Genomic DNA, 12731 nt, shown 5'->3' with positions numbered 1-12731 from the left:
CGCCATGAGTCTAGTGGAAGTAAAAGTTCCGGACATCGGCGACTTCTCCGACGTGCCGGTCATCGAGCTGTTCGTCAAGGTCGGCGACACCATCAACGTGGATGACGCGATCTGCACGCTCGAATCCGACAAGGCGACCATGGATGTGCCGTCCTCGGCTGCCGGCGTGGTGAAGGAAGTGCTGATCAATCTCGGCGACAAGGTGTCGGAAGGCGCCCTGCTGATCAGGATCGAAGCCGGCGCCGCAGCAGCGGCCGGTGCGCCGGCGGCGGCAGCGCCCGCTCCGGCGGCCGCGCCTGCCACGGCACCTGCAGCCGCAGCACCGGCCGCCGGTGGCGGCGTGGTCGAAGTCGCCGTGCCCGACATCGGCGACTTCTCCGACGTGCCGGTCATCGAGCTGTTCGTCAAGGCCGGCGACACCATCAAGGTCGACGACGCCATCGCCACGCTCGAGTCCGACAAGGCGACGATGGACGTGCCGTCCTCCGCCGCCGGCGTCGTCAAGGAAGTCCTGGTCAGCCTCGGTGACAAGGTCAGCCAGGGCACCGTACTGATCAAGGTCGAGGCAGCGGGCGCCAGCGCCGCTGCCGCGCCGGCCCCGACTGCGGCCGGAGCGGCATCGGTTGCCGCTCCGGCGGCAGCCAGCCACAGCGGCAGCGCCGACGCCGAATACGACATGGTCGTGCTCGGCGCCGGTCCCGGCGGCTACTCGGCGGCCTTCCGCGCCGCCGACCTCGGCCTCAAGACCGCGATCATCGAGCGCTACGCCACGCTGGGCGGCGTGTGCCTGAACGTCGGCTGCATCCCGTCCAAGGCGCTGCTGCACGTCGCCGCGGTCATCGAGGAAGCCGAGCACGTCAGCGCCGCCGGCGTCAGCTTCACCAAGCCCTCGGTGGACGTCGACGCGCTGCGCAAGCACAAGGACGGCGTCATCGGCAGGCTCACCGGCGGCCTCGCCGGCATGGCCAAGGCACGCAAGGTCGACGTCATCCGCGGCTACGGCAACTTCCTCGACCCGCATCACATCGAAGTCGAGGAAACCACCGGCAGCGGCTGGGACACCACCGGCGCCAAGAAAGTCGTCAAGTTCAGGAACTGCATCATCGCCGCCGGCTCCGCCGCGGTGCACCTGCCCTTCATCCCGAAGGACCCGCGCATCGTCGATTCAACCGGCGCGCTGGAACTGCGCCAGGTGCCGGCCAGGATGCTGGTCATCGGCGGCGGCATCATCGGCCTGGAAATGGCCACGGTGTATTCCACGCTGGGCTCGCGCATCGACGTCGTCGAGATGATGGACGGCCTGATGCAGGGGCCGGACCGCGATGCGGTCAAGGTGTGGGAAAAGCAGAACGCCCACCGCTTCGACAACATCATGCTCAAGACCAAGACGGTCGCGGTCGAGGCCAGGGACGACGGCATCTACGTCACCTTCGAAGGCGACAAGGCGCCGACCGAACCGGTCAAGTACGACATGGTGCTGCAATCTGCCGGCCGTTCGCCCAACGGCAACAAGATCAGCGCCGACAAGGCGGGCGTCATCGTCGGCGAGCGCGGCTTCATCCCGGTGGATGCGCAGATGCGCACCAACGTGCCGCACATCTTCGCCATCGGCGACATCGTCGGCCAGCCCATGCTCGCCCACAAGGCCGTGCATGAAGCCCACGTCGCCGCCGAAGTCGCCGCCGGCCACAAGGCCGCCTTCGACGCCACGGTGATCCCGGGCGTGGCCTACACCCATCCGGAAGTGGCCTGGGTCGGCTACACCGAAGCCCAGGCCAAGGCCGAAGGCAAGAAGATCGAAACCGCCAAGTTCCCGTGGGCCGCCAGCGGCCGCGCGATCGCCAACGGCGCCGACTACGGCTTCACCAAGCTGATCTTCGACGCCGAAACGCACCGCGTCATCGGCGGCACCATCGTCGGCCCCTCGGCCGGCGACATGATCGGCGAAGTCTGCCTGGCGATCGAAATGGGCGCCGACGCGGTCGACATCGGCAAGACCATCCACCCGCACCCCACCCTCGGGGAAACGGTCGGCATGGCCGCCGAAGTCGCCCACGGCAGCTGCACCGACCTGCCGCCGATGCGCAAGAAGTAAGCATCGGACCGCAGGCAGCCGTCACCGGAAACCCGCCCTCGAGGCGGGTTTCTTTTTTTGGCTGGCAGCGCCTTGCCGATGAAATCCATCGCAAGCTTGCCTAGGTGGCAAAAATCCCCGGCCGCACCGGCAAAGCTTGCCGGCAAACGGCAGGCGGCGGCCGGCAAACCCCTGGCCGCAAAGCGGATCTCTTCGTGATTCGGCACCTGGCACATATTTCGCTCTAGGACGTCCAGAGAGCTCGGGCGCCGGCAACAGTGCCCCCCGCGCCCAAATCGAATCGGACATCCGGGAGATTCAAAATGGCACAGGTCATCAACACCAACATTCCCTCGCTGAACTCGCAGCGCAACCTGAACATCTCGCAAGGCTCGCTCTCGACGTCCCTGCAACGGCTGTCCTCCGGCCTGCGCATCAACAGCGCCAAGGACGACGCCGCCGGCCTGGCGATCTCCGAGCGGATGACCTCCCAGATCCGCGGCCAGGACCAGGCCCGCCGCAATGCCAACGACGGCATCTCGCTCGCGCAGACCGCCGAAGGCGCCCTCGAATCGGCCGGCGAGGTGCTGCAGCGCATCCGCCAGCTTGCCGTTCAGTCGTCCAACGCCACCAACTCGCCGTCGGACCGCAAGGCGCTCAATGCCGAAGTCAACGAACTGACCGCCGAGCTCGACCGCATCGCCAAGACCACGGAATTCAACGGCCGCAAATTGCTCGACGGCTCCTTCACCACCGCCACGTTCCAGGTGGGCGCCAACGCCGGCCAGATGATCTCGGCCACCACCGCCAACTTCAGCACCAATCAGTATGGCGGCTACCGCATCGGCTCGCAGACGGCAGCCAACAGCGGCGCGAAGGGCGACCTCACGCCCGGCAGCACCCCGTTCGCGCTCGGCTCCTCGGCCAATACCACCAACCGTGTCGGCGGCGGCACGCTGACCATCAACGGTGCCACCGGTGCAGCCACCGTGACCATTCCCGCCGGCGCCTCGGCCAAGACTGCGGTGCAGCTCATCAACACCGAACACGGCACCACCGGCGTCACCGCCTCGGCCAAGACCGAACTGGACATCGATTTCAGCGCGCCGAACACCAGCTACAAATTCGACCTCAGCTCGGACAACAGCACGCCCGTCACCATCTCCTTCACCATCGGCGCCGAAGACAACGACGGCCTCGCCGCCGCGATCAACGCCTTCAACGACGTGGCAGCCAAGACCGGCGTCACGGCGAGGGTCAACGACGGCGGCGACGGCATCACCCTGCTGAACTCGTTCGGCGAGAACATCACCATCGCCAACTCCGCCTCCGGCTCAGCCTCAGCCACCATCGGCGGCGCCACATCCGCCCCCGGCAGCACCGTGATCGGCACCGGCCAGCTGGTGCTGGATTCGGACCGCTCCTTCAGTGTCGACGCCAGCAACACCACCGATTTCTTCCACAACCTCAACGCCGCCGCTCAATTGCAGAAAGTCGGCGATCTCGACGTCAGTTCGGTTCGACTCGGCCCAGCGTACGCTGGCAATCGCCGACGCCGCGCTGTCCGCGATCAACGGCCAGCGCGCCAAGTTCGGTGCCCTGCAAGCCCGTTTCGAGACGACGATCAGCAACCTGCAGACCTCGGCCGAGAACCTGTCGGCGGCACGCTCGCGCATCCGCGACACCGACTTCGCCGCCGAAACCGCCAACCTCACCCGCGCGCAGATCCTGCAGCAGGCCGGCACCGCAATGCTCACCCAGGCCAACGCGCTGCCGCAGCAGGTGTTGCAGCTGCTGCAAGGCTGAGGCCCTGGGCGGCCGGCCGGCCATCGAGCCCGCGCTCCGACGCGGGCTTTTTTCTTTGTCCGGCATCGGCATGGCAAGCTCTCGTCATCACGCTAGGCATCGGCCTCCGCTCCTGTCTTGGATTAGAATCCGCCCTTCCGGGCCATCACGCTCCCTCGCCTACCCCATGCATACCGCCGACAGGCCAGCCCTCATGCCCGCTTTCCGCCACCATCCGCACACCTCCGCCCTCACGGAGGCGCTCTGGTGAAATGCGTCATTCTGGCCGGCGGTTTCGGCACGCGGATCAGCGAAGAATCCCACCTCAAGCCCAAGCCCATGGTGGAAATCGGCGGGCGACCGATCATCTGGCATCTGATGAAAGTGCTGTCCGCCCAGGGCATCCATGAATTCGTGATCTGCCTGGGCTACAAGGGCTACATCCTCAAGGAATACTTCGCCAACTACTTCCTGCACATGTCGGACGTCACCTTCGACATGCGCAACAACCAGATGATCGTGCACAACAAGCACGCCGAGCCGTGGCAGGTCACGCTGGTGGATACCGGCGAGCACACCATGACCGGCGGCCGCCTGCGCCGCATCCGCGACTACGTCGGCACGGACACCTTCTGCTTCACCTATGGCGACGGACTGGCCGACATCGACCTCGCTGCACTGAGCGGTTTCCACCTCACGCACGGCCGTCACGCCACGGTAACCGCAGTTCAGCCTCCCGGACGCTATGGAGCCCTGACGCTGGAAGGCGGACGGGTAAGCGGCTTCCAGGAAAAACCCCTGGGAGACGGCGGCTGGATCAATGGCGGCTTCTTCATGCTGGAAAGCGCCGTGTTCGACTACATCGACGGCGATCACATCATCTGGGAGCAGCAGCCCATGCAGCGCCTGGCCGCCGAAGAGCAGCTGGGCGCCTTCCAGCACCGCGGATTCTGGCAGGCGATGGACACCGTGCGCGACAAAACCTACCTGGAACAACTCTGGCAGGACGGGAGAGCCCCGTGGCGCATCTGGGATTGAGTGCCGATTTCTGGGCAGGCCGGCGGGTACTGGTGACCGGCCACACCGGCTTCAAGGGCGGCTGGCTGAGCCTCTGGCTGCAGGCCCTGGGCGCCGAAGTACATGGCTTCGCCCTCGCCCCCATCACCCAACCCGCCATTTTCGACGTCGCCAAAGTAGCCGGCGGCATGATGAGCCACCGCCTGGGCGATCTGCGTGACGCCGATGCCGTGAAGGACGCACTGCTCGACGCCCGGCCAGACATCGTCTTTCATCTCGCCGCACAGCCGCTGGTGCGCGAAAGCTACCGCGACCCGATCGGCACGCTGGCCACCAACATCATGGGCAGCGCCCATCTGTTCGAGGCCGTCCGCCAGACGCCGGGCGTTCGGGCCTTGCTCGTCGTCACCAGCGACAAGTGCTACCAGAACCGGGAATGGCCCTGGCCCTATCGCGAGAACGAAGCCCTCGGCGGCCACGACCCATACTCCGCCAGCAAGGCCTGCCAGGAGATCCTCACCGCCGCCTGGCGCGACTCCTTCCTTGGCGAAACGGTTGCCGTAGCCAGCGCCCGGGCAGGCAACGTCATCGGTGGCGGCGACTGGTCGGCCGACCGCCTGATCCCGGACACCCTGCGCGCCTGGGATGCCGGGCAGGCCCTGGAACTGCGCTACCCGCAGGCCGTACGCCCCTGGCAGTACCATCTGGATGCGCTGGCCGGCTACCTGATGCTGGGCGCCGAACTGCTTTCCGGCCGCGGCCGGGGCGCATGGAACTTCGGCCCCGCCGATACCGACACCCTGAGCGTCGAAGCCCTGCTGCAATGCTTCGCCGAGCACTGGGGCGACAATCCCGGCTGGCGCTGCCAACCTGCCCCCCGCCCCCACGAAGCCAGCATGCTGCGCCTGGACAGCAGCAAAGCCCGTCAAGAACTGGGCTGGCGCAGCCGATATGGCGTGGCAGCCAGCCTGGCCGCCATCGCCGCCTGGCACCGGGCCTGGCAAAACGGCACCGACATGCGTGCCTTCAGCCTGCAGCAGATCGACGTCTACCAGAACACGACACAATGACCGGAAACATCAGCGGAGATCCCGAACGCGCGCAACTGCTGGAGCAGGCCCGCCAATACGCGGACCGTCTCACCCAGCCCGTCCCCTTCCGCCCCGGCGTCGACCCCGTACCGGTATCGGGCAAGGTCATCGGCGCGGACGAAATCGTCAACATGGTCGATGCCAGCCTCGAAGCCTGGCTCACCACGGGCCGCTTCAACGACCGTTTCGAACAGGAGCTGGCCCGCTACATCGGCGTCGCCGGCGCGCGCACGGTCAATTCGGGCTCGTCGGCCAACCTGGTGGCGCTGGCGACGCTCTGCTCCCCCAGCCTGGGCGAACGCGCACTGCGCCCCGGCGACGAGGTCATCACCGTCGCCGCCGGCTTCCCCACCACCGTCAATCCTTCGCTGCAATACGGCCTGGTGCCGGTGTTCGTGGACATCAGCCTGCCCACCTACAACATCGACGTCAGCCAGCTCGAAGCCGCACTGTCGCCCCGCACGCGCGCGATCATGCTGGCGCACACGCTGGGCAACCCCTTCGACCTCGACGCCGTCACCGCCTTCGCGCGCAAGCACGGCCTGTGGCTGGTCGAGGACTGCTGCGACGCGCTCGGCACCACCTGGCGCGGCCGGCACGTCGGCACCTTCGGCGACCTCGGCACCCTCAGCTTCTACCCGGCCCACCACATCACCATGGGCGAAGGCGGCGCCTTCTTCGCCAACGACGCCGGACTGCTGCGCATCGCCGAATCCATCCGCGACTGGGGCCGCGACTGCTGGTGCCCGCCGGGCCGCGACAACACCTGCGGCCAGCGCTACTGCTGGAAGCTGGGCGACCTGCCCGAAGGCTACGACCACAAGTACGTGTATTCGCAGCTCGGCTACAACCTCAAGATTTCCGACATGCAGGCCGCCTGCGGCGTGGCCCAGCTCCAGCGCCTGCCCGCCTTCGTCGAGCAGCGCCGGCACAATTTCGCCTACCTGCACGAACGCCTGCGCGCCATCGAAGAACACCTGATCCTGCCGCAAGCCACGGCGCACAGCGATCCGTCCTGGTTCGGCTTCCTGCTCACGCTGCGCAACCCGCACGAAGTACGCCGCGCCGACCTGCTCGACTACCTGAACCAGCACAGGATCGGCACCCGCCTGCTGTTCGGCGGCAACCTGCTGCGCCAGCCCTATTTCCGCGACCGCCCGCACCGCGTCGCCGCGCCGCTGGACAACACCGAACGCATCATGCACCACAGCTTCTGGGTCGGCGTGTATCCCGGCCTGGACACCGCGCGGCTGGACTACCTGGCCGACACCCTGTGCAGCTTCTTCGGCCACGGCTGGTAAGCACGCCTCGAGAACACCATGACCGCCACCCCGCTCTTCATCTTCGAACTCGCCAACAACCACATGGGCAGCGTCGACCACGGCCTGCGCATCATCCGCGAATTCGGCCAGGCCGCACGCGAATTCAGCCGCAACCATGCGTTCCGCTTCGCCTTCAAGCTGCAGTACCGCGAGCTCGACAGCTTCGTGCACCCCGACTACCGCGGACGCACCGACCTCAAGATGGTCAAGCGCTTCATGGAAACCCGCCTGGGCGACGCGGACTTCCAGGCCCTGGTGGCGGAAATGCACGCCAACGGCTTCACGCCGCTGTGCACGCCTTTCGACGAAGCCTCGGTGGCCACCATCGAGCGCCACAGCATCGACTGGATCAAGATCGCCAGCTGCTCGTTCACCGACTGGCCGCTGCTGGAGCGCATCGCAGCTTCGGCCAAGCCCGTGATCGCCTCCACCGCCGGCGCCGCACTCGAAGACATCGACCGCGTGGTCAGCTTCTTCTCGCACCGCCAGCGCCCGATCAGCCTGATGCATTGCGTCGGCGAGTACCCGACGCCCCATGCGCACTACCACCTGAACCAGATCGACATCCTGCGCCAGCGTTACCCGCAGGTGCCCATCGGCTACTCCACCCACGAAGACCCGGCGGACACCATCGCCGTGCAACTGGCCGTCGCCAAGGGTGCGCGCCTGTTCGAAAAGCACGTCGGCGTGCCCACCGCCGAATGGCCGCTGAACGCCTATTCGGCCAGCCCCGAACAAGTCCGCGCCTGGCTGAGCGCCGCCGCCGCCGCCTTCACCCTGTGCGGCCCGGAAGGCAGACGCCACACTGCCGGCACCGCCGAGCGCGACAGCCTCGACGGCCTGCGCCGCGGCGTGTTCGCCCGCCGCCCGCTGCCGGCCGGCACCGCGCTGCGCGACGAGGACGTGTTTTTCGCCTTCCCGCCGCAAGCGGGCCAACTGCTCGCCAACGACTGGTCCAAGTACGCCCGCCACGTGACGACGGCGGACGTGGCCACGAACGGCGCGGTGCTGCACGCTCAGCTCACGACCGTCCATCTGCGCGAAAAGGTGCAGGATGCGGTACTCAAGACCAAAGCCCTGCTCGAAGCCGGCCACGTCGTGATCCCCGGCCAGTCCGACCTGGAAATCTCCCACCACTACGGCATGGACCGTTTCGACGAATTCGGCCTGGTGATGATCACCGTCATCAACCGCGAATACTGCAAGAAGCTGATCGTCATGCTGCCGGGGCAGACCCATCCGGAGCAGCATCACCTCAAGAAGGAAGAAACCTTCCTGATCCTGCACGGCGAAATCCGCATCACGCTCGACGGCCAGGCCCGTACCTGCCGCGCAGGCGACGTGGTGGTGGTCGGGCGCGGCGTGCGGCACGAATTCCATACCGATACCGGCGTGGTCTTCGAGGAGCTGTCGTCCACCCACTATCCGGACGATTCCTACTACACCGACCCCGCAATCCAGAACAATCCCCAGCGCAAGACCCTGCTCACCTACTGGATGTAAGTTGATGACCCAGCCGATCCGCGTCGCCGACTACCTGATGGCCGCCCTGGCCGAACACGGCGCCGAACACGTCTTCCTGCTGCCGGGCGGCGGCGCCATGCACCTGAACGACGCGCTGGCCTGCGAAAAGCGGCTGCTGCCCGTGCCCTGCCACCACGAGCAGGCCTGCGGCATCGCCGCCGAAGCCTGGGGCCGCGTGCGCGGAACCTTCGGCGTCTGCATGGTCACCACTGGCCCCGGTGCCACCAACGTCATCACCCCGGTCACCGGCACCTGGATCGAATCGGTACCGATGCTGGTGATTTCCGGCCAGGTCAAACGCGCCGACCGCCTCGGCGACCGGCCGCTGCGCCAGGGCGGCGTACAGGAAGTGGACATCGTGCCGATGGTGCGTTCGGTCACCAAATACGCCGTCACCGTCGACGACCCCCAACAGATCCGCTACCACCTCGAACGCGCCCTGTACGAAATGCGCAGCGGCCGCGCCGGCCCGGTCTGGCTGGACATCCCGCTCGACGTCCAGGCGACCCGCATCGACCCCATACAGCTACCCGGCTTCACTCCGCCGGCCGCCCGGACGACCGAGCTGGGCACCGCCGCGCAGGACGTGCTGGCGCTGATCGCCCGGGCCGAGCGCCCGCTGCTGCTCGCCGGCCACGGCGTGCGCCTGGCCGGCGCTGCGGCCGCTTTTGCTGCCCTCGCCGAACGGCTGCAGATTCCGGCCGTCACCACCTGGAACGCGCTCGACCTGCTGCCCTGGGAGCATCCGCTCAACGCCGGCCGGCCCGGCGTGGTCGCGCTGCGCGGCGCCAATTTCGCCGTGCAGAACTGCGACCTGCTGATCAGCATCGGCAGCCGCCTGGACAACGTGCTCACGGCCTACAACCCGCGCGGCTTCGCCCGCCACGCGCGCAAGGTGGTGGTGGACGTGGATGCGGCGGAAATCGCCAAGCTCGACATGGACATCGACATCCGCGTCGCCGCCGATGCCGCCGACTTCATCGCCGCGCTGGCCAGCGCCACCCTTCCCGCGCAGCGCACCGACACGAGCGCCTGGCGCGCCCGCTGCCGCGACTGGAAAACGCGTTACCCGGTCAATGACGGGCAGCCCTTCCCCGCCAGCGGCCCGATCAGCCACTACCATTTCACCTCCGCGCTGTCGGACGCTATTCCCGCCGACACCCTGGTCAGCACCGGCAGTTCGGGACTGGCGGTGGAAGTGTTCTACACCGTGTTCCGCAACAAGCCGGGGCAGCGCGTTTTCCTCACCTCCGGCCTCGGCTCGATGGGCTACGGCCTGCCGGCCGCCATCGGCGCCTGCCTGGCCCATGGCGGCAGACCGATGGTCGCCGTCGAGAGCGACGGCAGCCTGCAGCTCAACCTGCAGGAATTCGCCACGCTGGCGGCGCAGCGCCTGCCGGTCACGCTGGTGGTGATGAACAACGGCGGCTACGCCTCCATCCGCAACACCCAGCGCAATTACTTCGAAGGCCGCTACCTCGGCACCGGTCCCGAAGCCGGCCTGCTGCTGCCGGACCTGGAGAAGATCGCCCTCACCTACGGCCTGCCCTTCGCCCGCATCGACGACGCGGGCGGCCTGGCCAGCCTGGGCACGCTGATCGGCGGAACCGGGCCGCGCATCGTCGAAGTGATGCTGACACCGGACGAAACCCTGTTCCCCAAGGTCGCCGCCATGCCGCAAGCGGACGGCACGATGGTGTCGATGCCGCTGGAAGACATGTCGCCGCTGCTGCCGCTCGAACAGCTCGAGGCGGAGATGCTGGTGCCTCTGCTGCCCGTCTCGCAAAACGCCAGCCGATAAGCATCAGGCCACCGCCAGCGCCCATGCCAGCGAACACCCCAATGATCGCCCCCGCCCCATGCCCCTGCTGCGGCCAGCGCGGGCATGAGGACAGTATTGCCCCCGGCTGGCAACACTGCGGATTCTGCTTGCACCGCTGGACTCAGCCAGGCGGCGATGGCAGCACGGCTCGCTACCATCAGCTTCAACAGCGCAACGACACCACGGCACCGGCTTTCGCACGCAAGCTCGGCGACCGGATGCAGAGCATTGCGCCGCTGCTGCGGCCAGGCATGCGCGTGCTGGAAGTCGGGTGCGCCGAAGCTGAGCTTGGGGCACGCGCCAAGGCCTCGTGCGAACTCTCCTACGACGGCATCGAGATTTCCCGCGACGCCGAGGCCGCGGCAACAAAGCTGGATCGGGTATTCCGCAGGCCAGCCGCCACGCTCCCCGCCGGCGGCTATGAACTCATCCTGTCCTTCCACGTTCTCGAACACATTGCCGGCATCGCTGACGAAATCCGTGCCTGGCGGCACTGCCTGGTCAACGAAGGGCAACTGGTCGTCGAAGTGCCAAACGGTGCCGGGCACCCCTTGCTGAATCACGACCACAACGCGGAGCATCTGCATCAGTTCAGCGCCGGCTCATTGGTCGCCTTGCTGTCGCGCAACGGCTTCGAAGCATTGTCCGTAACCACCGGCCACTACGAATCCGCGGTCTACCCGGACAGCATCCGCATCCATGCGCGCAAGACGCTGCCCCCGTCCTGCCGCACCGAACGCTTGCTCGAACGCTTTCGCACCGTGCTGCCGGCGCCCTTTCTGGCCTACGGCATCGGCGGCGATTTCAACAATTACGTTCTGCCCCTGCTCGACCATCTGCCGGTCATCGACTTGCTGGATTCATCCCCCGAAAAGTGGGGCATGCAGGTCGCGGGCCGCAGCGTGCAGCCCTACGATCCCGACCGCCACGAAACCGCACTGCTGCTGATCTGCTCGGTCCGCTTCAGGCGGGAAATCGAACGGCACCTGCGGGAAAGCGGCATTGCGCCGGCACGCCTGCGCAGCCTGGAAGACATCTATGACCCGGCGTGACCCGGTAATCGGGGAAGACCTGGAAACCATCCTGTCGCATCCCCTGCCCTGGCACGCACTGTACGGCAAGACCGTGCTGGTCACGGGTGCCAGCGGCTTTCTCGGCGCCTATCTCGTGGACACGCTGGCACGCCTGAACGAACGGGGCAGCGGAGCCGGCGTGACCGTTCTCGCCCTTGCCCGCGACGCCGGGCGTTTGCGCGAGCGCCTGCCCCATCTGGCAGAACGTGCGGACGTGCTGCCGCTGATCCAGGATGTCACCCAGCCCCTGGCCGCTCATCCGGCACCGGACTTCATCATCCATGCCGCCAGCGAAGCCAGCCCGCGGCGTTACCTGGCAAAGCCGGTGGACACGATCCTGGCCAATACCCTGGGCACCCTCCACCTGCTCGACATCGCCCGTTCACACGGCAGCCGGCTGCTTTTTCTCAGTTCCGGCACAGTCTATGGCGGGCACGCCGATCCGGGTGAAATGCTGTCCGAGACATGCTTTGGCGCCCTGGACCCCCTCGACCCGCGCGCGTGCTACGGAGAAAGCAAGCGCATCGCCGAAACGCTGTGCAGCGCCTACGCATCGCAGTACGGCGTATCCAGCGTCATTGCACGCATCTCCCATACCTATGGCCCCGGCCTCGAACTCGACGACGGCAGGGTGTTCATCGACCTCATCGCCCAGCTTCTGCGCGGCGAGGACATCGTCCTGCATGGCGCGGGGCTGGAGCAGCGCCCGTTCTGCTACGTCACCGACATGATTTCAGGCTTGTTCACCCTGCTGCTGCACGGCCAGACCGGTCAGGCCTACAACCTTGGCGCCACATCCGAATTGAGCATTCGGGAGCTTGCCGCGCTCCTTCTGAAGCTGAACGGCAACGACCGCCTCCGCCTGCGGTTCGGCCCCGGTGCGGCGCTCGCCGAAGCCCCGCGCAGTTCGGGCCACTTCGACATCACCAAGGCCGCCGCACTCGGCTGGCAGCCGCGCATACCGGCAGAACAGGGGTTTGCGCGCATGCTGCGCCACTACCGGCGCCATTGACCCGAGAAAGC

Annotated in this window: 8 protein-coding genes and 1 pseudogene; all 9 read left to right on the top strand. The window is 67.1% G+C overall.

Annotated features, from left to right (window positions below; translation table 11 throughout):
• Nucleotides 1-4 precede the first annotated feature (4 nt).
• The 9 genes and pseudogenes from lpdA (at nucleotide 5) to QM748_RS02045 (ending at nucleotide 12720) form a co-directional block, all read left to right on the top strand.
• Nucleotides 5-2095, top strand: a complete 2091-nt coding sequence (gene lpdA, locus QM748_RS02085; protein WP_415245426.1) for a dihydrolipoyl dehydrogenase — start codon at nucleotides 5-7, stop codon at nucleotides 2093-2095.
• Nucleotides 2096-2397: 302 nt separating this feature from the next.
• A pseudogene (locus QM748_RS02080) lies at nucleotides 2398-3880 on the top strand (flagellin).
• A gap of 246 nt (nucleotides 3881-4126) precedes the next feature.
• Entirely contained in the window at nucleotides 4127-4897 is a 771-nt protein-coding gene (rfbF, locus tag QM748_RS02075; protein WP_415245425.1) for a glucose-1-phosphate cytidylyltransferase, read from the top strand.
• Nucleotides 4879-5946, top strand: a complete 1068-nt coding sequence (rfbG, locus tag QM748_RS02070) for a CDP-glucose 4,6-dehydratase (RefSeq protein ID WP_415245424.1) — start codon at nucleotides 4879-4881, stop codon at nucleotides 5944-5946. Before rfbF ends, rfbG begins: the two co-directional genes overlap by 19 nt.
• Nucleotides 5943-7268 (top strand): lipopolysaccharide biosynthesis protein RfbH, encoded by a 1326-nt coding sequence (gene rfbH, locus QM748_RS02065; RefSeq protein ID WP_415245423.1) that lies wholly within the window; start codon nucleotides 5943-5945, stop codon nucleotides 7266-7268. Before rfbG ends, rfbH begins: the two co-directional genes overlap by 4 nt.
• Nucleotides 7269-7286: 18 nt before the next feature.
• Nucleotides 7287-8792, top strand: a complete 1506-nt coding sequence (locus QM748_RS02060; RefSeq protein ID WP_415245422.1) for an N-acetylneuraminate synthase family protein — start codon at nucleotides 7287-7289, stop codon at nucleotides 8790-8792.
• 4 nt (nucleotides 8793-8796) lie between these two features.
• Entirely contained in the window at nucleotides 8797-10614 is a 1818-nt protein-coding gene (locus tag QM748_RS02055) for a thiamine pyrophosphate-binding protein (RefSeq protein ID WP_415245421.1), read from the top strand.
• Nucleotides 10615-10742: 128 nt separating this feature from the next.
• Nucleotides 10743-11687, top strand: a complete 945-nt coding sequence (locus tag QM748_RS02050; protein WP_415245420.1) for a class I SAM-dependent methyltransferase — start codon at nucleotides 10743-10745, stop codon at nucleotides 11685-11687.
• Entirely contained in the window at nucleotides 11674-12720 is a 1047-nt protein-coding gene (locus tag QM748_RS02045; protein WP_415245419.1) for an NAD-dependent epimerase/dehydratase family protein, read from the top strand. The genes QM748_RS02050 and QM748_RS02045 overlap by 14 nt, the downstream gene beginning before the upstream one ends.
• Nucleotides 12721-12731: the final 11 nt, after the last annotated feature.

It is taken from the genome of Thauera sp. (assembly GCF_047601425.1).
Lineage (GTDB): Bacteria > Pseudomonadota > Gammaproteobacteria > Burkholderiales > Rhodocyclaceae > Thauera.
The sequence above is the reverse complement of the archived record's forward strand: the minus strand, read 5'-3'. Positions and strand labels throughout refer to the sequence as shown.

Coding starts and splice junctions, on each gene's coding strand:
- rfbH (WP_415245423.1), top strand. CDS start 5,943: ATGACCGGAAACATCAGCGGAGATCCCGAACGCGCGCAACTGCTGGAG.
- QM748_RS02045 (WP_415245419.1), top strand. CDS start 11,674: ATGACCCGGCGTGACCCGGTAATCGGGGAAGACCTGGAAACCATCCTG.
- QM748_RS02055 (WP_415245421.1), top strand. CDS start 8,797: ATGACCCAGCCGATCCGCGTCGCCGACTACCTGATGGCCGCCCTGGCC.
- lpdA (WP_415245426.1), top strand. CDS start 5: ATGAGTCTAGTGGAAGTAAAAGTTCCGGACATCGGCGACTTCTCCGAC.
- QM748_RS02060 (WP_415245422.1), top strand. CDS start 7,287: ATGACCGCCACCCCGCTCTTCATCTTCGAACTCGCCAACAACCACATG.